Below are 23,853 nucleotides of genomic sequence, written 5' to 3'. Positions count from 1 at the left end.
CCAAATTTTGCGGCTGTCCTTTCTTTGCGCAGAGTTCAATGATGCAATTTTTATCCAACCCCCACGGCTGTGAAGGTTGGGCCGGAGAAATGGCCCAGCGTATCCGCGACTTCAATTGGGCAACCACCGACCTGGGCCCTATCGACCAATGGTCCACCAGCCTGACCTGCACCGTGCAGATGATGCTGGCGTCACCGGTGCCCATGGTGATGCTGTGGGGCCAATGGGGGTACATGATCTACAACGACAGCTACTCGGCCTTTGCCGGTGGCCGCCACCCGTACCTGTTGGGGACGCCGGTAGAGTTGGGTTGGCCGGAAGTCGCCGAGTTCAACCGCCATGTGATGGATACCTGCCTGGCCGGCGGCACCCTGTCGTTCAACAACAAGGACCTGGTGCTTTTGCGCAATGGCAAGCCGGAAACCGTGTGGCTGGACCTGTATTACAGCCCGGTCGCCGGCGACAACCAGCAACCGGCCGGGGTATTGGCGATTGTGGTGGAGACCACCGAACTGGTGAAGTCCGAACAGGTGCGCCAGGAACTCACGCATAACCTGGAGCAACGGGTCGCCGCTGAGGTGCACGCGCGTTCCGCTGCCGAGGACCAACTGCGCCAGTCGCAGAAACTCGAAGCCATCGGCGGCCTGACCGGTGGCGTGGCCCACGACTTCAATAACCTGCTGCAAGTGATCGCCGGCAACCTGCATTTGCTGGCTCGCCATGAACCGGACAACGCCCAGGTGCAGCGCCGTGTCGCCGCGGCCATTGCGGCGGTGGAACGCGGGGCCAAGCTGTCGTCGCAGTTGCTTGCGTTTGCCCGTCGCCAACCCTTGTCGCCGGCGGTGTATAACCCGCAACGCATCTACGCGGGTCTTGGTGAACTGCTGCAACGGGCACTGGGGGAAACCATCCATATCGATGTGCAATTGCCCCAGGACTCCTGGTTTATCAACGTCGACCGCAATCAGCTGGAAAATGCGCTGCTCAACCTGGCGATCAACGCCCGGGACGCCATGCAGGGCGAAGGCGTGATCCGTATTACCGGCGAAAACATCATCCTCAACCCGGACGATTGTGTGGGCAAAAGCATCAAGCCTGGCGAATATGTGCGACTGGCGGTGATCGACACCGGTGTCGGCATGTCCGAGTCCACGTTGAAACGGGCGTTCGAACCCTTTTTCACTACCAAGCGCGAAGGCCATGGCACCGGCCTCGGGTTGAGCATGGTGTTCGGCTTTGTGCGCCAGAGTGGCGGGCATGTGGAGATGTGGAGCGAGGAGGGCAAGGGTTCTGTGGTGCAGATGTATTTCCCCCACAGCCTGGAGCCGGAAAGCCTTGATGTGCATATCGATCAGATCCCTCAGAATGGCGGCCAGGAAACCATCCTGGTGGTCGAGGACAATGAAGGCGTGCGCCTGACCGTCGTCGAGCTGCTTGAACAGTCCGGCTACACCGTGCTCACGGCGGATGACGGCGACCAGGCCATGCAAAAGCTGCAATCCGGTTTGCAGCCGGAGCTGATCTTCACCGATGTGGTCATGCCTGGCCGCGTCAAAAGCACCGACCTGGCCGACTGGGCCCGTGCACAGAATCCTCCAGTTGCAGTGTTGTTCACCTCCGGCCATACGCGTGACATTCTCTCCAGCAATCACCTGCTGAGCGCCGAAATTCATCTGCTGAGCAAGCCCTACAGCCCCGAAGCCCTGACGCAACGGGTGCGCAGCGTGCTCACCGCCCGACAAGGTTGTCCATGACTTCACAGCGCAACATCCCAGCGATCACTGCCCAGCAAAGCGGCTTCGTCCGCGTGCGCGGCGCCCGCGAGCACAACCTGCGTAACGTCGATGTGGATATTCCCCGGGATGCCTTGGTGGTGTTTACCGGTGTATCGGGTTCCGGCAAGTCGTCCCTGGCGTTTTCCACGGTGTATGCCGAGGCGCAGCGGCGTTATTTCGAGTCGGTGGCGCCGTATGCGCGACGGCTGATCGACCAGGTCGGTGTGCCGGACGTGGACAGCATCGAAGGCCTGCCGCCCGCCGTGGCCCTGCAACAGCAGCGCGGTACGCCGAGTGCGCGCTCGTCGGTGGGCAGCGTGACGACGTTGTCGAGCCTGATCCGCATGTTGTACTCCCGTGCTGGCAGCTATCCGCCGGGACAACCGATGCTGTATGCCGAGGACTTCTCGCCGAACCTTCCCCAGGGCGCATGCCCGCAATGCCATGGCCTGGGCCGTGTGTATGAAGTGACCGAAGCGTTGATGGTGCCGGACCCTTCGTTGACCATCCGCCAGCGTGCAGTGGCGTCCTGGCCATTGGCGTGGCAAGGCCAGAACCAGCGGGACATCCTGGTAACCCTGGGCTACGACGTGGATATCCCGTGGCGTGACCTGCCGAAAAAGCAGCGCGACTGGATCCTGTTCACCGAAGAGACCCCCACCGCACCGGTCTACGCTGGCTTTACTCCGGAACAGACCCGCGATGCGCTCAAGCGCAAACTGGAGCCGAGCTACCAAGGCACTTTCATGGGCGCCCGGCGCTACATACTGCACACCTTTGCCCACACCCAGAGCGCGCTGATGAAGAAGCGCGTCTCGCAGTTCATGCAGGGCAGCGCCTGCCCGTTGTGCGAAGGCAAACGCCTGACCAAGGCCGCGCTGTCGGTGAAGTTTGCCGGGGTGGACATCGGTGAGTTGTCGCAGTTGTCATTGACGCGCTTGGCCGAGTTGCTGCGGCCGGTGGCGGCGGGCCAGGACACGATGAAACTGTCGGTGGAAAAACGTCTGGCGGCGCAGCGTATTGCCCAGGATTTGCTGGAGCGGGTCAGCACGTTGACCGAGTTGGGCCTGGGTTATCTGTCCCTGGAGCGCAGTACGCCGACCTTGTCGTCCGGGGAGTTGCAGCGGCTGCGTTTGGCCACACAACTGGGCTCGCAGTTGTTCGGCGTGATTTACGTGCTGGATGAACCCTCGGCGGGTCTGCATCCGGCGGATGGCGAGGCGTTGTTCACCGCCCTGGAGCGTTTGAAAGCCGCGGGCAATTCATTGTTTGTGGTGGAACATGACCTGGAAACCATGCGCCGCGCCGATTGGCTGATCGACGTCGGCCCGGCGGCAGGCGAACAGGGCGGGCAGGTGCTGTACAGCGGCCCGCCCGCAGGGCTTGCGCAAATCGAGGCGTCGCAGACCCGTGAGTACCTGTTCGCAGAAAAACGCGCGCCGAACCAGGCGCGCCGCGAGCCCACCGGCTGGCTGAAACTGCAAGGGCTGACGCGCAATAATCTCAAGGACCTGAACGTCGATTTTCCGCTGGGCTGCTTCACCGCGGTCACCGGCATTTCCGGGTCGGGCAAGTCCAGCCTGGTCAGCCAGGCCCTGCTGGAACTGGTTGGCGCCGGTCTCGGGCGCGCCGTGGAAAATGACGAAGAACCAAGCCTGGAAGACGACGCGCCGCAAACCAGCGGCGGGTACATCAAAGCCGGGCTGGAGCACATCCGCCGCCTGGTACAGGTGGATCAGAAGCCCATCGGCCGCACACCGCGCTCGAACCTGGCGACCTATACCGGCCTGTTCGACAACGTGCGCAAGCTGTTCGCGGCCACACCGGCGGCGAAGAAGCGTCATTACGATGCCGGGCAATTCTCCTTCAACGTCGCCAAGGGCCGTTGCCCGAATTGCGAAGGGGAAGGTTTTGTCAGTGTCGAGTTGTTGTTCATGCCGAGCGTGTACGCACCGTGCCCGACCTGTCATGGAGCGCGCTACAACCCAGAGACCCTGTCGGTGACATGGCAAGGCTTGACCATCGCCCAAGTGCTGGGGCTGACGGTGGAGCAAGCGGTGGACGTGTTCGCCGAGCAGCCGAGCGTGCTGCGTTCGTTGCAGGTGTTGCGGGATATCGGTCTGGGCTACCTGCGCCTGGGTCAACCGGCCACTGAGCTGTCGGGTGGTGAAGCGCAGCGCATCAAACTGGCGACTGAGCTGCAACGTAATGCGCGGGGCGCGACCTTGTATGTGTTGGATGAGCCGACCACCGGGCTGCATCCACGGGATGTGGACCGTTTGCTCAGCCAGTTGAATCACTTGGTGGACGCGGGGCATACGGTGGTTGTGGTGGAGCATGAGATGCGCGTGGTGGCGCAGAGTGACTGGGTGATTGATATCGGGCCAGGGGCGGGGGATTTGGGGGGTAAGGTGGTTGTCAGTGGTACGCCGCAGAAAGTTGCGAAAAGCAAGGTGAGCCGGACTGCGCCGTTCCTGGCCCGAGAGCTGATTTAACTGGCAATTTCGATCACATGTGGGGGGGTATTTGTGTTGGTGTACATATCCGTTGCTGCGGTGATGGCTGATATTGGTTCCGCCCTTACGGCGGGTCACTTTTGAAAAGAGCCCAAAAGTAACCAAAAGGCTCTTGCCCCAACACTCGGCACCTCGCTTAGGCTCGGTGTGCCCTCACTCCGGCTTGAATCCGTGGGCCGCCGCAATGGGCCATCCATGGCCCAGTGCGGCTAACCCGGCGTCCTGCCGGGTTACCCACGGATTCAAGCCTGCGTTCGGCCAGCGTGTTTGACGGGGCGCCTAAGATCAAAATCAAGATCAAGAGCGACTCGCTTCGCATCGTGGTTACGCGGTCCCTGTAGGAGCCGGCTTGCCGGCGAAAAACGTGAGAACGCCGCGTTCATTCTGGTTTCCCGCGTCATCGTTAACGACCATCGCAGGCAAGCCAGCTCCTACAGAAAACGCGTTCGCCTTTGCCTTTGCTCTATACCACTCAAGCCGGCTGTCAGGCCGCTGTGCTTTTGATTTTGATCTTAGGCGGCCCCCCAAATCCATGTCGGATTACGGGCACACCGAGCCTAAGCGAGGTGCCGAGTGTTGGGGCGAAGGCCTTTTGCTTACTTTTGGCTGGGCCGGCATTCCGGCCTTTCCAAAAGTGAGCCGCTGTAAGAGCGGAACCATAAGTAGCCGTTACCTAAATAACGGATATGTACTCCACCCAAAAAAACTGCCCCCCGCATTCGCGCGCAATCCTACTTTTAGCTCAACCCTGAATCAGTTGAACCTGCGATAAAGCCTGCTCCACCACATTCTCCACCGTAAACCCAAACTTCTCCTGCAACTTCGCCAGCGGCGCCGACGCACCGAAGCTGTTCATCACCACTTTGGCGCCGGTCTGCCCCACATACCGGTCCCAGCCCAATGGCCCAGCCTGTTCCACCACGACCCGCGCTTTCAGCGCTGGCGGCAACACGCTGTCGCGATAGGCCTGGTCCTGGTCTTCAAACAATTCCCAGCTGGGCATCGAAACGACCCGCGCAGCGATCCCTTGAACTTTCAACTGTTCATACGCCGCCACGGCCAGGCTGACCTCGCTGCCGGTCGCCAGCAGAATCACTTTGGGCTCTTCGGCACTCGCCAGTACATAGGCCCCTTTGGCTGCCCCGGACGCCGCCGCATACTTCGTACGATCCAGCGTCGGCAACGGCTGGCGCGACAACACCACGCAACTCGGCCGATGGGTTTGCGCCAGGGCGACCTTCCACAGCTCCAGGGTTTCGTTGGCATCGCCGGGCCGCAGCGTCAGCAACCCCGGTGTGGCGCGCAGTTGCGTGAGGTGTTCGATTGGCTGGTGCGTCGGCCCGTCTTCACCGACGCCAATCGAGTCATGGGTGAACACAAACACCACCGGCAACTCCATGATCGCCGCCAGGCGGATCGGTGGTTTCATATAGTCGCTGAACACCAGGAAGGTCGAGGTGTACGGCCGCAGGTAGGACAACGCCATGCCATTGGCAATCGCGCCCATGGCGTGTTCACGGATGCCGAAGTGCAGGTTGCGCCCGCTGTAGTCGTCGGCACTGAAACGCCCGGCGCCGTCGAAGGTGAGGTTGGTCTTGGTCGACGGTGACAGGTCTGCCGAGCCGCCGAGCAACCAGGGGATTTGTTTGGCAAACGCATTCAGCACTTCGCCACCGGCTGCGCGGCTGGCCACGCCCTTGGTGTCGCTGTCGAAGTGCGGCAAATTGTCCAGCCAATGCTCGGGCATTTCCCCTGCGCGCATGCGGTGCAACTCGTCAGCCAGTTCCGGCTCGTGCTGCGCCAGCTGCGACAGGTGCTGACTCCAGGTTTCGTATAAGGCCTGGCTGCGTTCCAACAGGGCATCACGCAAGAGGGTGCGCGCGTCGTCCGGCACCAGAAAACTTGAATCCTGTGGCCAGCCATAAGCGGCCTTGGTCAGACGAATCTCATCATCACCCAATGGCTCGCCATGGGCGGCGGCGGTGTTGTGCTTGTGGGGCGAGCCGTAGCCGATCACGCTGTCGACCACGATCAGGGTCGGCGCTCCTGTGTTCGCCTTGAATGTCTCCAACGCTGCGCTCAGCGCCTGCAAGTCATTGGCGTCAGTCACGTGCAACGTGTGCCAGCCATAGGCCTGGAAGCGCTTGATCACGTCTTCGCTGAACGCCAACTCGGTGTGCCCTTCGATACTGATGGTGTTGTTGTCGAAGATCCAGCACAGGTTCGCAAGCTTCAAATGCCCGGCCATCGACGCGGCTTCGCTGCTGATGCCTTCCATCATGTCGCCGTCACCACACAGGGTGTAGACGTTGTAGTCGAACAACACCTTGCCATCACGGTTGAAACGCTCGGCCAACCAGCGCTCGGCCATCGCCATGCCGACGCTGTTGGCGCAGCCTTGGCCGAGTGGCCCGGTGGTGGTTTCCACGCCAGTGGTCATGCGGTACTCGGGATGGCCCGGGGTTTTTGAATCGGCCTGCCGGAACTGCTTGATATCGTCCAAGCTGATCGCCGGCTGGCCAGTGCGCTTGCCATGGGCGTCGATTTCCACCACACCCGCCAGGTGCAGCAGCGAATACAGCAACATCGACGCATGCCCCACCGACAACACAAAGCGGTCACGGTTGGGCCAGTCGGGATGCTCCGGGTGGTAGCGCAGGAAGCGACTCCACAGCGTGTAACCCACCGGCGCCAGGCCCATGGGCGTGCCCGGATGGCCAGAGTTGGCCTTCTGCACGGCGTCCATGGCCAGGGTGCGGATCGTGTTGATGCATTGGGTGTCGACAGCGGTGGCAGCATGAGTCATGAAACCGGTCTCCCTCGAATGGCTATCTAGAGTGGAGGGCAGGGCGCCGCAAAGGTTTGATCCAAACACCTGCGCCGCGACGAACGGGGCTGTATTGACCCCGGACATGACAAGACCCCTCGCAATGGTCTAGCTTCTAGGGCGTAAGCCATTGATCAACTTGCGGAGGTACGCCATGCCAGTGAAACACGACCTGTATCAGGACTTGGGGTTGAGCAAGGAAGTCGTTCACGCACGCAGGGCGAGCGACAAACGTCTGGACTCGCTGCTCACTCAATACGATGACGCTGACAAGGAGGTGCTGAAGGCAGAATCGGCAAGCGCCAGCGATGAGGATGTGGAGAAACTGAAGAAGAAACGACTGTTGATCAAAGACGACATTGTGGCGAAGTTGGGGTAAGCCACCGTCCGCGTTCCTACAGGCGCGGACACATTTGTTCAGAATTGTCTGAAGGACAGGGCGGCTTTCACTGCCTATGATGCCCACCGCCCACCCGGCTCTGGGGACTGTTGCGGCGCAAGGATTGCGCTGGTGAGCCGGGTGGGTACTTCATTTCAGGCCAGCAGTGCCTGTGTGCACGCATCAATCGAGCGCTGCTGCGTCTCGCCATACAGCTTCAATTCATCGATCGTCGGACGGCCCAGCGCTTTTTCAAATTCGGCCTGGTTCGAGTTGGCTGCGTAGTGACTCTGCGCCGCATCCCCCAGGTTTGACTGGAAAATCCCCGCTGCACTCACCGGCAGAAAATCTTCATACACCAAAGGCTCCACATCGATGTGGCCCGCTGCGATCAATGCGTCCAGGGTTCGCGGTTGATCAGCCGAACCGCGCGCCGCCAGGCCCTGCTCGGTTGTGAAATAGCGGAAGTAGGCCAGGCCCTGTTCACGCATCTGCGCGTGATCATCCGGGAAGGCCTGGAAGTGCCGTTCCATCAATTCGACATAACGCGCGGCGTTGCCCTCATTGGGGAAAGCGCCCAGTTCGTCGCGCGCGGCGTTCAGTAACTGGTCGTACAGCGCACGGCCTTTGGGCGTGAGCGCTACGCCGCGTTGTTCGATTTCACCAAAGCGTGCGCTGTGGCTGCCTTGGGCGTCGGTGAAGGCGATGGGTTCATCCAGGGCCTTGAAGCTGGTCTGGCGCAGCAGGATCGGGCAGCGGCGGCAAGGGGGGCCTTCGATCACGGCTTTTGGCGTGATGCCTTTGTTGGGCATGGCGGCCTGGACGTGGTCGATGTCCAGGGTGCGCGGGGTCAGGTGGTTGATGTGCGGGCCTTTGAAGGCGACCACGTCCGCGATCAAGCGATGCTGGTCGCTCAGTTGCTGGTACTGCGCGCCGGTGACGGTGGCGGTGTGGTGCCAGCGGAAGGTTTCCAAGGCCTGGCGGACAAATTCATCGGCGTTCTCAGCGTTGAGGCCTCCCTCCTTTTCCGCCTGTTCGATCAGCGCCAGGGCGCCAGGGGTGAAGATCGAACGCTTGGCCAGGGCGGTTTCGGCAAAGGCGCGCAGGTCGCAGTTCTCGATCAGTTCCAGGCGCAACAATGAGGTGAACACACGAAACGGGCTGGTTTGCAGCGCTTGTTCATGCACGGCACGAAACGCAGTGGAATGCACAGGCACGCCAGCCGGTGTCAGGTCGTAGTAGCCCACCGGTTGCATGCCCATCACTGCGAACAGGCGGCTGATGGTCGCCAGTTCCTCAGCCGTGCCCAAACGGATCGCGCCGTGGCGTTCCATGTCCAGGCGCTGGATTTCGCCAGTGCGTTGCAGCTGCTGCGCCAGCTGCGGCTGGGTGTCGAGCACGTGGGCATTGGTCTCGGCCACCAGCTCCATCAGCGCGCCATACAGGGGAACTTCATCTCGGTACATGTCGGACATGGCCTTGGAAAAGCCCTTGCGGATCTCGTCTGGGCTGACATGTGCGGTGCTAGGCATAGAAAAATTCCTGATGGCTATGACGATAGAGGTGGCCTGTGCCTGGATTTTGTTGAGCGCAAGTCGCGCTTGCAAACGAAGAATCCTCAGGACTTCATTCTGCAAATGAATGAGATGACGTGAATATGACAAAAACCAGCCCCTGAGAAATTTCATTTAAGGGCGGTTTTCCTAACTAATTCTTCACGGAGTCCGCCCCGGTCGGCATGAAAGAATCGTCACGTTTGCAAGGATGAAAACGCCGTTATGCACACCAGACACATAAAAAAATGTTTAGGGGCTGTCGTTAATGAAAATTTCTACACTGGCGTTGTCGATCACCGCCGCCGTTCTTGCACAACAGGCATTCGCTGATGATTTCGGGCTCGGTTCGCTTGGCACGGGCAACGGTCACAGCGGTTTCCTTGAAGACAGTCACGCGGCCATCAGCTCGCGGACCATGTACTACAGCGCGGATAACCGCTCGGGGACCAATAACGACCTGCGCGAAACCGCAACCGCGCTGCGTTTTGACTACAAATCCGGCTTCACCCAAGGCACCGTCGGCCTGGGGTTTGACGTCATGGCCTTCGGCGCGCTGCGTCTGGACGGTGGCGATGGCCACACGGCGGGCGCGGGCCTGTCGGGCAACGGCAACAGCTTCTTTCCGACCAAGAACAACGGCACTGAACCTGCCGACTCCTTTGGGCGCGCGGCGGGCAACGTGAAGTTCCGCATTTCCCAGACCGAGTTGCATGTGGGGGGTGGCTTGGCGCCGGTCTTGCCGATCCTGGTGTCCAATGACAGCCGCGTGGCGCCGCAGACCTTTGACGGCGGCATCCTGACCTCCAACGACATCCCCAACGTCACCTTCACCGGCGGTGAACTGAACCGCGCTGAAGGCCGTGCCTCCAGCAACTCTACGGGCTTGAGCGTGGCCGGTGGGACTCGCGACAGTGACAGCTTCAAGTTCGGTGGGGTTGACTACAAGCCGTTTGGCTCTTCCGACAACGTCATCGCGAAAAACCTGACGTTGCAGTACTACTATGCCCAGTTGCAGGACTTCTACAAACAGAACTACTTCGGCTTGGTCCACGTATTGCCGCTGGGCAATGACCAGTCGTTCAAGACCGACCTGCGCTACTTCGACAGCAGCAGCGACGGCAAGAACGGCGAGAGTGGCTACCAGTTCAACAACAACGGCGGCTACGCCAAGCACGCCAACGAAGTGGACAACAAAACCTACAGTGCGGCCTTCACCTATCAGTTGGGCGGCAGCAGCTTGATGCTCGGCCACATTGGCGTGGGTGACGACGGCGGTTTTGTGTGGGTGAACCAGGGCAGCCTGGCCGATCCGCACGCACAAGGCGCTGGCGGCAGTGACTTCTACCTGTTCACCGACGCCGTGGTCGGCCAGTTCTCCCGCGCGGGCGAGCAGGTCAACTTTGGTCAGTACTCTTATGACTTCAAGGCCTACGTGCCGGGTCTGAAGGCGTCCGTGGCTTACCTGGATGGCCGGGACATCAAGTCGAAGGTAGCCGGTGGCCCTGACCAGAAAGAAAACGAAGCCGACTTCCGCCTGGACTACGTTGTGCAGGCCGGTCCTCTGAAAGGTTTTGGTACGACTTTCCGTACCGGCACCTATCACGGCAAGAACACCGGCACCGCCGACCAGGACCAGACCCGCCTGATCTTCAACTACACCTACGCGATCTTCTAAGTCTTCATGTGCACCCGGGCGTCATTGGGCTCTACACTGCCTCTCACTTGGTAGGCGATGGACGACCCGATGACGGCCACACCCGACAACCGAATACTTGCAACCCTCGAAGGCCAGCGCCTGGCGCAGCCGGATGCCGAGTGCTGGCGCGAGTGGGGCCCTTATTTAAGTGAACGCCAATGGGGCACTGTGCGCGAAGACTACAGCGCCGATGGTGACGCCTGGACCTACTTCCCCCATGAACACGCACGCAGCCGCGCCTATCGCTGGGGCGAGGATGGTTTAGCCGGTTTCAGCGACAAGTCCCAACGCTGGTGCTTGGGCCTGGCCCTGTGGAACGGACGTGACGCGATCCTCAAGGAGCGCCTGTTTGGTCTCAACAACGCCGAAGGCAACCACGGTGAAGACGTCAAGGAATTGTACTTTTTCGTCGACGGCGTACCGAGCCATGCCTACATGCGCATGCTCTACAAATACCCCCACGCCGCCTTTCCCTACGCCGACCTGATCAGCGAAAACGCCCGGCGTGGCCTGGCAGATGCCGAGTACGAGATCCTCGATACCGGCGTGTTCGAAGACAACCGCTACTGCGATGTCAGCGTCGAATATGCCAAGCATCAGCCTGACGACATTTTCATGCGCGTCATCCTGCACAATCGTTCGGACCAGCCAACGCGTTTGCAGGTGTTGCCCCAGCTGTGGGCGCGCAATGACTGGAGCTGGACCTTCGACGCGCCCAAGCCACAGTTGACGCGGGACGGGGAGCAGGTGCTGGCGCGTCATCATGAGTTGGCGGATCGCCATCTCAATGCCTGGGGCCAGGACGGGGTGGAGTGGTTATTCTGCGAGAACGAAACCAATGTCCCCCGGTTGGATGGGCAGCCGGCACCGGGGCCGTTCAAGGATGGGATCAATGATTACGTGGTCGGCGGTGAGCAATCGGCGGTTCGCCGTGACTGCGGCACCAAAGTCGCCGCACGCTTCATCCTCGATCTGGCAGGCCTGGAAAGCAAAACCCTCTATTTGCGTTTTGCCCCGGTCGACGCACCGCCTGTCAACGCCCGCAAGCTGTTCGAACAACGCCGCCAGGAGGCCGATGACTTCTACGCCGCCTTGCAACACGGCATTGCCAATGAGGACGCGCGTAATGTGCAGCGTCAGGCCCTGGCCGGGCTGCTGTGGTCCAAGCAGCTCTACTATTTCGACGTGAACCAATGGCTCGACGGCGACCCGGCACAACCTGCGCCGCCGCCCGAGCGCCTGCATATCCGCAATACCCATTGGCGGCACCTGTCGAATTTCGACATCCTTTCCATGCCCGATACCTGGGAATACCCGTGGTATGCCTCGTGGGACCAAGGCTTCCAGGCAGTGGCCATTGCGCTGATCGATCCGGGCTATGCCAAGCAGCAACTGTTGCTGCTGGTGAAAGACCGCTTCATGCACCCCAACGGCCAATTGCCGGCTTACGAATGGCGCTTCGACGACGCCAACCCGCCGGTGCATGCCTGGGCCAGTTGGCGGGTCTACCAGCAGGACAAGGCGCTGACTGGCGTAGGCGATATGGATTTCCTAGAGCGGATATTCCACAAGCTGCTGCTGAATTTCTCTTGGTGGGTCAATCGTAAGGACGCCGAAGGGCGCAACCTGTTCCAAGGCGGCTTCCTAGGGCTGGACAATATCGCCTTGTTCGACCGCTCGGCCGCGTTGCCACCGGGTTACCAGTTGGATCAGGCCGACGGCACGGCGTGGGTCGCGGCCTATGCGCTGGACTTGATGCGCATCGCGCTGGAACTGGCCAAGCGCAACGGGGTGTATGTCGACATCGCCGTAAAGTTCTTCGAGCACTTCCTGTATATCGCCGGCGCCATCAACCGCGTCGATAACAGCGCGGAAGGCCTGTGGGACGAGCAGGACCTGTTCTTCTACGATGTGCTGCATCGCCCCGATGGCCAGAACGAACCGGTGCGCCTGCGTTCGATCGTCGGGCTAATGCCGCTGTTTGCCGTGCTGGTGCTGGAGCAGCGCGAGCATGAAGGCCTGGAAGGGTTGCGCGAGCGTTCGCTGGGCTTCATGAAGCACCGGCCCGACCTGGCCAAACTGGTCTCGCGCTGGAACGAGCCGGGGCAGGGCAATCGCCTGCTGCTGGCGCTTCTGCGCGGCGAACGCACCAAGGACCTGTTGCGGCGCATGTTGGATGACGAAGAGTTCTTGTCGGCCTTTGGCGTGCGCTCCCTGTCCAAGGCGTTTGCCGAACAACCGCTGGCGTTGAAAATGAACGGCAATACCCTGAGTGCGAGTTACCAGCCCGGCGAATCTGACTCGTGGCTGTACGGCGGCAACTCCAACTGGCGCGGGCCGTTGTGGATGCCGGTGAACTACATGCTGATCGAATCGTTGCGGGAGTTTCACCGCTATTACGCGGACAACTTCTCGGTGGAGTACCCGAGCGGCAGTGGTTACCTGTCCTCCTTGGAAGAAGTGGCTGACAGCCTCAGTCAGCGCCTGACGCGTCTCTTTCTGCGGGATGAAAATGGCTCACGGCCGTCGATGGCGGGATACGCCCAGCTGGAAGCCGACCCGGCCAGCCGTGATTTGGTGTTGTTCCACGAGTATTTCCACGGGGAAACGGGACGCGGGCTGGGCGCGTCGCATCAGACGGGATGGAGTGCGCTGGTGGCGTTGTTACTGCAGCCGGGTGCTTAAGCCTCCCTGTGGCGAGCGGAAGATCGCTTAGCGCGATCTGCCGATCAACACTGCCTGCTCGCGCTCCGCACTGTTGACGTTAACTGTGCGCGCAAAGCTCACGCCATCCCCGTCGAACACACACACCACCTGGTCCCTGAATGCCGTTTGAGGGTAGATCCAGGTCATTTCCAGCGTCCTGGCGTCCAGCCAGCGCGCACCGGCAACGATCTGCGCGCCGTTGAATTCATAACCGTGATGCAACGCCCGGCCGGGCATGCTGGTCAGGCCGCTGAGCCAGTGATCAACGCCCACCTTCAACGAATGGGTGGCCTGACTGTCGCTGAGTTCAAAGGTCAAGACATCGCCTGCAAACTCAAACGACAACTGGCGCACGCCCAAGCCGTTGTCGGCCATTCCAAACACGCGCTTCGCATTCGCTGGTGCAGCACATAAAGACACTAGCGAAGGTCGCTCAGCCATGCTCGTCAGCCGCTGTTCCAGGCGTGCATCTGCGCCAGGGCTGCCGCCGCTGGTGAATGCCGCCGGGAAATGCGCTTCGACAAACGGCAGGATCGCCGCCGAGTTTTTTATCCCACCCACCAATACCAGTGTTGCGCCGTACTCGCGGTACACCGCGGCCATCTGCACAAACACCCCCAGCGCACTGAAGGCCCCGCTGGGCTTCATCATCCAGTGGTAGCCGTAACGGCTGTCCGGCCCGCCTTGGGGTTGGGTGGCGGCGCGGACCCAGGCGGCCGGCAATACTTGTTGTCCATTCCACAAGCCGTCCTGGGCGTGCAGCACTGCCAGTTTCAGCGCAGCCGACACCGGTGCGGTGAGGCCATTGCCGCCGGGGTTCACGCCGTCCGGGCCGATGTCCCAGGTTTCGTTATGAATATCCAAGGGGATGAACAGGCGCGGCTTGAGGTAGTCGTGCAAGGTCTGCCCGGCAACGCGATTGATCAGCGCCGAGAGCATGTAGCTGGCCGCGCTGGTGTAGACGTATTCGGTGCCGGGCGCGTAGGCCAAAGGGATTTTGAAGAATTCCGCGATCCAGCTGGTGCTGATGCCGCGCCATACGGAGCCGGACGTATTGCTGGCGTGCCCGGTGCGCATGGTCAGCAGGTGTTCGACGGTCATGTCGGCCAGGCGCGGGTCGGCGTCGGTAGGCACTTGGTCGGGGAAGAAGATGACCAGGGGATCGTCCAGTTTGAGCAAGCCTTCTTCGATGGCCAGGCCGATGGCGCATCCGGTGAAACTCTTGGCCATGGAGTGCAGCACGCGGGGTTCGTTGGGGTCGACCGGCCAGGTCCAGCCTTCGGCGACGACATGGCCGTGGCGGTGCAGCATGAAACCATGCAGGTCGAGGCCGGCAGCCTTGACCTCGTCGAGAAATGCGATCAGGCGGTCGGGGTCAACACCAACACTGCTAGCGCTGGCGCGGGGCAAACCGTCATAGGAAGTCAGGGGCATGGAAACGCTCGGCAAAAGGGTGGATCAACGGCTGCGGTGCACCAGCCGGGAGTAGGAAATCAGCATGCTGGTGAGTTCCTGGCTGACCCCGGTGAGGGGCGCGGAACGACGGCTGATCAGGCACACATCACGGGGTGCCAGGGGTTCTTCGATGCCGATGGTGGTGAGTGCGCTGGAGAACAGCTTCATCCCCGGCAGCATGCGTGGCTCGATGGTCAGGTAATCGGTTTCCGAGACGATGTGCAGAGTTTCCAGCAGCGAGTCGGTGGTGATGGCGATCTTTGGCGGTGCCAGGCCCTGGGTGCGGAACAGTTGGACCAAACGGTTTTCAGCGCCGCCGATCACGCCGGTGGAGCGCACGCTGATCCATTGGCAGTCCACCAGTTCCTGCACCGACTTGGCCTGGGCCAACGGGTGGCCTTTGCGCGCAATGATGCCGGCGCTGGAGCTGTAGAGGCGGTCGATGGACAGGTCGATGTCGGTAACGTTCGGCGCCAATGGACACAGCACGAAATCCAGGCGGCCATCGCGGACTTTTTCCACCAGGCCCTTGGTGGTGCCGCTGGCCACGTGCACCTGGATGCGCGGGAAGCGCTGGGTGAAGTTGCTCAGCACCGGCACCAGCAGTTCGGCCAGGGGTTCGGATGTCACACCCAGGTCGATATGGCCTTCGAGCTCGCCTTTCCAGGGTTGCAGGTCGAGTAGGGCGCGTTCGCAGTCGAGGGTGATGGAGCGCGCGCGCACGAGGAAGACTTCGCCAGCCGACGTCAGGTTAATGCCTTGGTTCGAGCGTTGCAGCAGCACCACGCCCAGTTCCTTTTCCAGGGTCTGGATTGACTGGGTCAGGGTGCTTTGCGCCACGTCCAATTGGCGTGCGGCAGAGCGGAAGCTGCCTTTTTCGACCACGGCACAGAATGCGCGAAGATGGGTGAGAGTCATTAAGGACTGCCTCAGGTTTCAGCATTTAAACCATTGAATGCCCGCCAGCTTATCTGATGGCTCCAGGTGCGCACAGATCGGTTTAGCCGATCAGGTTCATTATTTTTGAACGCATGCAAACGGCTCCAGACCCTGGTTTTTCGGTAGGCTGGAGGCAAGTGAGGACAGGCTCGGCAGGTGATCGGAAAAGCCGAGCCTGATCACGTGGAGCGTTCTTCTCAAGCTTGCCGCGTGAAGAATAAGATCGGTCCAGGAACATTCGCCAACCGTGAAGGCGACTAAAACAACAACAACTCTCCAGGTGTTCGGCCGTGCCTCTTTTTGGGTCCTGCCAGCGTCCGAACCCCATGCGTAAGGAACATTTAAGGTGCAGTTATCCATGAACAAGACTCTTATCCTGGCGGGCGCCTTGTCTGCGGCGCTGGTGGGCACTGCTCACGCTGAAAGTGTATTGAAGGTGGCGCTCAACGCTGACATCCGCAGCACCGATCCGGGTGTGAACCGTGACACCAACTCCGACGCCGTGATCATGCACATCACCGAAGGGCTGGTAGCCTTCCGCGAAGATGCTACCGTCGGCCCGCTGCTGGCCAAGGACGTGCAGGTGTCCGATGACGGCCTGCGCTATACCTTTCACCTGCGCGACGGGGTGAAGTTCCAGAATGGCAAGGCATTGACCTCCGCTGACGTGCTATGGACCTGGAAGCGCTTCCTCGACCCCAAGACCCAATGGCGCTGCGCCCCTGAATTCGATGGGCATGGCGGTGCGAAGATCGTCGACATCAGCGCCCAGGACCCCCTCACCGTGGTCTTCACCCTCGACAAGCCCAATGGCCTGTTCCTGACCAGCACCGCGTTGCCTGAATGTGGCGGCAGCGGCATCCTGTCTGCAGACTCGCTCAACGCCGACGGCAGCTGGAAGACCCCGGTCGGCACCGGCCCGTTCCAACTGGGCGAGTGGAAGCCTGGCCAATACGTCGAGCTGCTGCGCAACCCCAACTACACCCCTCGCGACGAAAAAGAGCCGGACGGCTACACCGGCAACAAGTCCACCAGCCTGGACCGCGTGCGCCTGCTGGTCATCCCGGACCCGGCCGCCGCCAAAGCCGCGTTGTTGTCGAAAAACGTCGACCTGCTGATTGATGTCACCCCGCTGGACGCGACAGAACTGGCCGCCCATTCCGGTGTGCGTGTGACCTCCAGCGGCACCATGTCAGTCAATGCATTGCTGTTCCAGACCCGCGATCCGCTGCTAAAAGATGTACGTTTGCGCCAGGCCATCGCCCATGCCCTGGATTCGGCGCAAATTGTCGAAGCTTTGACCGGTGGCCGCTCCAAGGCCAACAACTCGATGGTCGCCAGCGGCAGCCATTACCACACTGCCGTCGAAGACCAGGGCTTCACCTTCGACCCGGCCAAGACTGCGCAACTGCTGCGCGAAGCCGGCTACAAAGGCGAACCAATCAAGCTGATCGTCAACAAACGCTATGCGGCGATCTTCGACATGGGCGTGTTCGTGCAGGCCATGGTCAAGGCCAGCGGCATCAACCTGGAACTGGAAACCCTGGAGTGGGGCACGCAGCTTGAGCGCTACCAGAGCGGCAACTACCAGATGATGGCGTTCCCGTACTCCGAACGCCTCGACCCGGCCCTGAGCTTCGATTCAATGACTGGCGACAAGGACAAGGAGTCGCGCAAGGTCTGGGACAACCCTCAGGCCCGCGAGTGGCTGCGTGAAGCCCAGCGCGAAGGCGACATCAGCAAGCGCCAGGCGCTGTTCGATCAACTGCACCAGCAGATGATCAAGGATGTGCCGATGATCCCGATGTACAACGGCAACGCGATTGCCGCCAGCCGAGATTACGTCAAGGGCCTGCGCACCTGGCCGGTGTCCAAGCCGCGCCTGTGGACTGTCAGCGTCCCCGCCGCCGGGAGTAATTGAGGATGTTCCGTTTTATCTCCCAACGCCTGGCGATGTCGGTGCCCACTTTGCTGCTGATCTCGCTGATGGTGTTCGCGATCATCCGCCTGGTGCCGGGTGATCCCGCGTTGCTGATGCTTGGCGACATGGCCGACGCCCACAGCCTGGAAGTGGCGCGATCGTCCCTGGGGCTGGACCAGCCGTTGCCGGTGCAGTTTGTGATCTGGCTCAAGGCGGTGCTCAGCGGTGACCTCGGGCATTCGATCACCACCAATGAGGCGGTGTTGCCGCTGATCCTGGATCGGTTCCAGATGAGTGCCGGGATTGTCTTGGTGTCGGTGTTGTTGGCGGCCTTGATTGCAGTGCCGGCGGGTTTGCTGTCGGCGTGGAAGCAGGACAGTGCGCTGGACTTCGGCGTGGTGTCGACGGCGACGCTGTTGCTGTCGATCCCCAGCTTCTGGCTCGGCTTGCTGTTGCTGTATGCCTTCGGCATCAAGCTCGGCTGGTTGCCGGTGGTGGGTTACGTGTCGTTCGGCCAATCGCCGTGGCAGGCCTTGAGTTTCATCGTGCTGCCGATTGTCACCCTGACGTTGGTGGAGCTGGGTGCGATCACTCGGATGGCGCGGGCCAGTGCGATCGAAGTGCTACGCCTGGAATACATCACCCATGCGCGGGCCAAAGGCTTGTCGGAGCGTGCGGTGCTGTGGCGCCATGCGCTGCGCAACTCGTTTGCACCGACGCTGACCCTGATCGGCCTGATCCTCGGCAACCTGCTCAGCGGCATCGCCGTGCTGGAAACCGTGTTCACCCTGCCGGGCATCGGCCGCCTGATGGTCGACGCCATTTACGCCCGGGATTACCCGGTGCTGCAGGGCTGCCTGCTGCTCGTGACCTTTGTCTATGTGCTGGTCAACCTGTTGGTGGACCTGCTGTACCCGCTCTTCGACCCCAGGGTTAAGTTATGAATAAGCCACTGCCTGTTGCACCCGAGGTGCTGTTGCCTGCGCCGGTGCGTGGCCCCAGGGCCTGGCGCGTGCCGCCGTTGAACGCGCTGATCGGTGCGTTCCTGTTGGGCTTGCTATTGATCATGGCCGCGCTCGGCCTGGTGTGGACGCCCCACGACCCGCTGGCGCTGAACTTGCTGGCGCGCTTGCAGGCGCCGACCGCCGCGCACTGGTTGGGCACTGATGAATATGGCCGCGATGTGTTGAGCCGCCTGATGATCGGCGCGCACACCAGCCTGTGGGTGAGTGTGCTGACGGTGAGCATGGCGATTATCGCCGGCACCTTTCTGGGCTTGCTGGCCGGTTTCCTGCGCGGCTGGGTCGACCGTGGCTTGATGATGATCAACGACGCGTTGCTGGCGTTCCCTGGGATCCTGTTGGCGCTGGGGTTGATGGCGATTATCGGCCCGAGCCTATATGGCATCGTGTTCGCCCTGAGCCTGGCGTACACGCCGTCGGTGGTGCGCGTGGTGCGCGGTACGGTGCTGTCGCTGCGGGAGAAGGAGTTTGTCGAAGCGTCGCGGGTGATCGGCAACTCTGAGCTGTACACCATGCTGCGCCACATCGCGCCGAATTGTGTGGCGCCGGTGTGTGTGCTGGCTACCAGCATGTTCGGCTGGGCGATTCTCGCGGAAAGCTCGCTGAGCTTCCTCGGCTTGGGCGTACCGCCACCGGCAGCCACCTGGGGCAACATGCTTGCGGCCAGCCGGCCGTATATCGCCACGGCCAGTTGGCTGGGGTTGTTTCCCGGTGTCTGCATCGCCATGGCGTTGTTGGCGTTCAACCTGTGTGGCGACGCCTTGCGTGACCGCCTTGATCCACGGATGAGTAAATGAGCATGCCTGACGTACTTTTGGCCGTCGATCACTTGAAAATCCGCATTGGCACTCACGGCCCGCTGGCGGTCAATGACCTGAGCTTCACCATCGCCCCCGGCGAAATTGTCGCCTTGGTGGGGGAGTCCGGCAGCGGCAAGACCATGGCCGCCCGCGCCGCCATCGGCCTGTTGCCGCCGCCGCTGGAACACTGTGGCGGTCAGGTCCGCTTCCAAGGCCATGACCTCAACAGCCTCAAGCCCGAGCAATTGCGCGAGCTGCGCGGGGCCAAGATCGGCATGGTGTTCCAGGAACCGATGGTGTCGCTGAACCCGTCCATGAGCATCGGCGAGCAAATGGCCGAGGGCCTGCGCCTGCACACCAAACTGACGGATGAGCAGATCCGCGAACGCAGCCTGGAGATGCTCGGCCATATCGGCATCAAGGACGCCGAGCGTTGCCTGACGGCGTTCCCCCACGAGTTCTCCGGCGGCATGCGCCAACGCATCATGCTTGCGTCGGTGATGCTGCTGCGCCCGGCGCTGCTGATTGCCGATGAACCCACCACCGCGCTGGATTGCCTGGCGCAGCTGGACGTGTTGAAGCTGATGCTCGACCTCACCCGCGAGCAGGGCACGGCGATTCTGTTCATCAGCCATGACCTGTCCCTGGTGGCGCGCTACGCCCACAAGGTGGTGGTAATGCGTGAAGGCCGCGCAGTGGAGCAGGGCACCATTGAACAGATCCTGCTGGCACCCAAGGCCGAGTACACCCGGCAGTTGCTGGAGGCATTGCCGCGTCGCGGGGTACTGGCGGCCTTGCCCCAGGCCGACGGCCCGTTGCTCACGGTCAAGGACGTGTGCATCGAACACCCCGGCCCGCGCAGCCTGTGGGGCCGCACCGCGTTCAAACGCGTGGTGCACTCGGCCAACCTCTCCATCGCACCGGGGGAAACCCTGGCGCTGGTGGGCGGCAGTGGTTCGGGCAAGACCACCCTGGGCCGCGCCATTGTCGGCCTGAATAAAGCCTGTGCCGGTGCCATCGAGTTTGAGGGCGTGGACATCCTGAAGTCGGGCAACCGCGAACATCGACTGCAATGCCAGATGATTTTCCAGGATCCGTACTCGTCCCTCGACCCGCGCATGAAGATCGGCGACATCCTCGCTGAACCGTTGCGTCACGTGCCTGGCATGAGTGCCGAGCAGAAGCGTGAACGGGTCACCAAGACCTTGCTGGACATCGGTTTGGCCGAGCAGTTTGTCGAACGCTTCCCGCACCAGTTGTCCGGTGGTCAGCGCCAGCGTGTCGCTATTGGCCGCGCACTGGTGCGTCACCCACGGTTGGTGATCGCCGACGAGCCGATCTCGGCGTTGGACATGACCATCCAGAAGCAGATTCTGGAACTGTTCGAACGCCTGCAGGCGCAATACGGCTTTGCCTGCCTGTTCATCTCCCACGACCTGGCGGCGGTGGAGCGCATTGCCCACCGGGTCGCGGTAATGAGCGAGGGCAGGGTGGTGGAAATGGGCGCCCGCGATGAAATTTTCGACCGCCCGCAACACCCTTACACCCGCAAGTTGCTGGCCGCCGCCAGCCCTTTGGAGAAACTTGAAAACGGTGGCTACCGCATCCGCCAAGGCCCCGTACCGCTAGCGCTGTAGCCCAGGACTGACGTCACCCGCCGCGCAAATCCCGGATTTGCGCGAACGGCGAAGCCATGTCCGAAGAACAATAAAAAAAACCCAACCATGACACTGCCAGGAGCTTAAAAAAATGAAAAAATCCCTGACTCAACTCATCACCGGCGTTGGCGTCGTGAGCAGCGGGATGATCCCGTTCGCCGCCCATGCCGACTTCATCAAGGACAGCAGCGGCACGCTGGAATTGAAGAACTACTACTTCAACCGTGACTACCGTGAAGAGGCTAGCCAGTCGGTGCGCGCCGAATGGGCCCAGGGTTTTCTGCTGGGGATCAAGTCGGGTTTTACCGATGGCACCGTGGGCTTTGGCCTGGATGCCATGGGCATGCTTGGCGTGAAACTCGACTCCAGCCCGGACAAATCCGGCACAGGCTTGCTGCAGCGCGACAGCGACAAACGCGCTTCCGACAGCTATTCCAAACTCGGCGTGACCGCCAAGGCCCGCTTCGCCAAGAGCGAAGTGCGCATGGGCTACCTGGTGCCGGACCTGCCGACCCTGCAACCCAACACCAGCCGCCTGTTCCCGCAATCCTTCAGCGGTACGCAACTGGTGTCCAACGACATCAGCAACCTGAAGATCAGCCTCGGCCAACTGGACCAGGCCAAGGACCGCGACTCCACCAATTACGAAGACATGAAGCTGACCACCATCAGCAAGGTCTACAAAAGCACGGCCCTGAGTGACCAGTTCCGTTTCGCCGGCGGTGATTACTCGCTGACGCCCAACACTTTGCTCAGTTACCACTATGCCGAGCTGGACAGCATCTACCACCAGCAATACGGCGGCTTCAAGAACAGCTTCGGCCTGGGGCCGGGCAATCTGAAGACCGACGCGCGCTACTTCCAGGCCGACAAGGACGGTGCGGGCCTGGCCGGTAACGTCGACAACCGTGCCTTGAGTACACGCCTGACCTACCAGTACGGCGGCCACAGCATCGGCGGCGGCTTCCAGCAGCAGTACGGCACCACGCCGTTCACCTACCTGGATGGCTCCATCAGTTACTTGTTTACCGAGTACCAGTTCACCAACTTCACCCAGACCAAGGAGCGCGCCTGGCATGCGCGCTACGACTACAACTTCGCCGACCTGGGCCTGCCGGGCCTGTTGTTCGGCATCAAATACGCCAAAGGGGATTCGGCTGAGGTGATCGGCTTCAACGGCGAAGGCCGTGAATGGGAGCGCGACCTGGACATCAGCTATGTGGTGCAGACCGGCCCGTTCAAGGGCGTGTCGATGCGCTGGCGCAACGCCCTGGCCAAGGGCAACTTCTACAACGACGTCAACGAAAACCGCGTGCTGCTGGGCTACACCCTGGCGCTCTGGTAACCACGGGCGGGGCGGCCTGGGCTGATCGGTTTTGCAGATCAAGATAGCCCCGGCCGCCCTTACAGGCGATCACCCGGTCTCGTTAGTATTTTCCCAAGTTCTGTCACTCGAATATCGAGACTTCTGCGTTATGAAACTTAATCAGCATCCCTTGCTGCAAGCGACACAAGGCACCCACCGGCACGTGGAAAGTGAGCATTACGGTGCAGTGGGTGCCGGTCGGAAAATCTATATCCAGGCGGCGCTGCATGCCGATGAAACCCCGGCGATGCTGGTGGCTGCGCACCTGCGCCAGCAACTGACGGCGTTGGAGAATGCCGACCGCCTCAACGCGCAGATCGTACTGGTGGCCGTGGCCAACCCGGCCGGCCTGGGCCAATACATCCTGGGCGCGCCCAGTGGCCGCTTTGAACTGGGCAGCGGGCGCAACTATAACCGTGGATTCCCGGTGCCTTACCAGGCCATTGCCGAGAAAATCGAGCACCGGCTCGGCCAGGACATCGACGTCAACCGCACGCTGATCCGCCAGGCCTGGGGTGAATGCCTGCGCGCCGCTCAGCCGATGGATGAATACCAGTCGCTGCAGCAGACTCTGATGCTGCTGGCCCACGATGCCGACATCGTCCTCGACCTGCATTGCTCCCGCGAAGCGGCAATGCATCTGTATACCGGCGAATCGGTGTGGCCGACCATCGAGCCGCTGGCCCGTTACATTGGTGCTGAAGCGACCTTGCTGGCGACTGATTCCCAGGCCAATTCCTTCGATGAAGCGCTGTACCTGCTGTGGGTCAACCTGCGCGAGCGTTTTGGCGCGCGTTTCCCGATCCCGGACAGCAGCATCGCGGTGACGGTCGAGCACCGTGGCCAGCGTGATGTGACCTACGAACTGGCGGACCACGACGCCACTGCAATCATCGATTACCTGACCTACCTCGGCGCCATCGATGGCACCCCGCGTCCTTTGCCGGCGCTGCGTAGCCCGGCCACGCCGCTGGCGGGCAGCGAGCAGTTCTACGCACCGAGTGCCGGGGTGCTGGTGCACCGTGCGGCGGTGGGTAGCCGGATCGAAGCAGGGCAGGCGCTGTTCGATATCGTCGACCCCCATAGCGGCAAGACCGTCACGGTCAATAGTCACAACACCGGTGTGCTGTACATGCGCCGTGATGTGCGTTTTGTGAAGCCGGGCGACCCATTGGGCCGCGTTTCCGGGGCTACACCGATTCGCAGCGGCAAGCTGCTCAGCGCTTGATCAGATATC

16 protein-coding genes are annotated in these 23,853 nt (G+C 61.5%); 11 read left to right on the top strand and 5 right to left on the bottom strand.

All coding sequences use genetic code 11. The features are described 5' to 3' along the window. Positions 1 to 41 precede the first annotated feature (41 nt). Positions 42 to 1,754 (top strand): ATP-binding protein, encoded by a 1,713-nt coding sequence (locus RB216_RS16155; RefSeq protein WP_122684992.1) that lies wholly within the window; start codon positions 42 to 44, stop codon positions 1,752 to 1,754. Continuing rightward, positions 1,751 to 4,270 carry an excinuclease ABC subunit UvrA gene (gene uvrA, locus RB216_RS16150; RefSeq protein WP_068936405.1) on the top strand — a complete coding sequence of 840 codons (2,520 nt, stop codon included), beginning with the start codon at positions 1,751 to 1,753 and terminating at the stop codon, positions 4,268 to 4,270. The genes RB216_RS16155 and uvrA overlap by 4 nt, the downstream gene beginning before the upstream one ends. Before the next feature lie 763 nt (positions 4,271 to 5,033). Here the strand turns inward: uvrA and tkt are convergent. Then, positions 5,034 to 7,097: a transketolase gene (tkt, locus tag RB216_RS16145; RefSeq protein WP_308907547.1), complete on the bottom strand. Its 2,064-nt coding sequence runs from the start codon at positions 7,095 to 7,097 to the stop codon at positions 5,034 to 5,036. A 175-nt stretch (positions 7,098 to 7,272) separates the two neighbouring features. On the opposite strand from tkt, the gene RB216_RS16140 reads away from it, so the two are divergent. After that, entirely contained in the window at positions 7,273 to 7,497 is a 225-nt protein-coding gene (locus RB216_RS16140; protein WP_028616579.1) for a DUF465 domain-containing protein, read from the top strand. Positions 7,498 to 7,652: 155 nt separating this feature from the next. Here RB216_RS16140 and hglS read toward each other — a convergent pair whose 3' ends face one another. Further along, complete coding sequence (gene hglS / locus RB216_RS16135) at positions 7,653 to 9,029, bottom strand: 2-oxoadipate dioxygenase/decarboxylase HglS (RefSeq protein WP_308907546.1); 1,377 nt, start codon at positions 9,027 to 9,029, stop codon at positions 7,653 to 7,655. A 289-nt stretch (positions 9,030 to 9,318) separates the two neighbouring features. Here hglS and RB216_RS16130 point away from each other — a divergent pair, with 289 nt between their 5' ends. Continuing rightward, a complete protein-coding gene (locus RB216_RS16130; protein ID WP_028616577.1) occupies positions 9,319 to 10,728 on the top strand; it encodes an OprD family outer membrane porin in 1,410 nt (469 codons plus the stop codon). A gap of 69 nt (positions 10,729 to 10,797) precedes the next feature. Beyond that, a complete protein-coding gene (locus tag RB216_RS16125; RefSeq protein ID WP_308907545.1) occupies positions 10,798 to 13,434 on the top strand; it encodes an MGH1-like glycoside hydrolase domain-containing protein in 2,637 nt (878 codons plus the stop codon). A 27-nt stretch (positions 13,435 to 13,461) separates the two neighbouring features. Here the strand turns inward: RB216_RS16125 and RB216_RS16120 are convergent, their stop codons facing one another. The 3 genes from RB216_RS16120 to RB216_RS16110 form a co-directional block, all read right to left on the bottom strand. Then, complete coding sequence (locus tag RB216_RS16120) at positions 13,462 to 14,889, bottom strand: serine hydrolase domain-containing protein (protein WP_122684712.1); 1,428 nt, start codon at positions 14,887 to 14,889, stop codon at positions 13,462 to 13,464. 24 nt (positions 14,890 to 14,913) lie between these two features. Next, on the bottom strand, positions 14,914 to 15,828 hold the full coding sequence (locus RB216_RS16115; RefSeq protein ID WP_308907544.1) for a LysR substrate-binding domain-containing protein: 915 nt from the start codon (positions 15,826 to 15,828) through the stop codon (positions 14,914 to 14,916). A 99-nt stretch (positions 15,829 to 15,927) separates the two neighbouring features. Then, positions 15,928 to 16,209 carry a hypothetical protein gene (locus RB216_RS16110; RefSeq protein WP_134743041.1) on the bottom strand — a complete coding sequence of 94 codons (282 nt, stop codon included), beginning with the start codon at positions 16,207 to 16,209 and terminating at the stop codon, positions 15,928 to 15,930. Between RB216_RS16110 and RB216_RS16105 the strand changes: the two genes are divergently transcribed. The 6 genes from RB216_RS16105 (at position 16,208) to RB216_RS16080 (ending at position 23,844) form a co-directional block, all read left to right on the top strand. Further along, positions 16,208 to 17,770: an ABC transporter substrate-binding protein gene (locus tag RB216_RS16105; RefSeq protein WP_308907543.1), complete on the top strand. Its 1,563-nt coding sequence runs from the start codon at positions 16,208 to 16,210 to the stop codon at positions 17,768 to 17,770. The two genes, RB216_RS16110 and RB216_RS16105, sit on opposite strands and share 2 nt — an antisense overlap. A 2-nt stretch (positions 17,771 to 17,772) precedes the next feature. Next, complete coding sequence (locus tag RB216_RS16100) at positions 17,773 to 18,714, top strand: ABC transporter permease (RefSeq protein ID WP_028616572.1); 942 nt, start codon at positions 17,773 to 17,775, stop codon at positions 18,712 to 18,714. Then, positions 18,711 to 19,589, top strand: coding sequence for an ABC transporter permease (locus RB216_RS16095; protein ID WP_308907542.1), 879 nt, complete (start codon positions 18,711 to 18,713; stop codon positions 19,587 to 19,589). Before RB216_RS16100 ends, RB216_RS16095 begins: the two co-directional genes overlap by 4 nt. Further along, positions 19,586 to 21,229, top strand: a complete 1,644-nt coding sequence (locus RB216_RS16090; RefSeq protein ID WP_028616570.1) for an ABC transporter ATP-binding protein — start codon at positions 19,586 to 19,588, stop codon at positions 21,227 to 21,229. Before RB216_RS16095 ends, RB216_RS16090 begins: the two co-directional genes overlap by 4 nt. A gap of 112 nt (positions 21,230 to 21,341) precedes the next feature. Beyond that, entirely contained in the window at positions 21,342 to 22,595 is a 1,254-nt protein-coding gene (locus RB216_RS16085) for an OprD family porin (protein ID WP_308907541.1), read from the top strand. Between the two features lie 130 nt (positions 22,596 to 22,725). Next, the gene (locus RB216_RS16080; protein ID WP_068936392.1) at positions 22,726 to 23,844 is read left to right on the top strand and encodes a succinylglutamate desuccinylase/aspartoacylase family protein; all 1,119 of its coding nucleotides are present in this window, start codon (positions 22,726 to 22,728) and stop codon (positions 23,842 to 23,844) included. Positions 23,845 to 23,853 lie beyond the last annotated feature (9 nt).

This window comes from Pseudomonas canadensis (assembly GCF_030980095.1).
Classification (GTDB): domain Bacteria; phylum Pseudomonadota; class Gammaproteobacteria; order Pseudomonadales; family Pseudomonadaceae; genus Aquipseudomonas; species Aquipseudomonas canadensis.
Note: the sequence above shows the minus strand (reverse complement) of the source record. Positions and strands in the feature narration are given on the sequence as shown.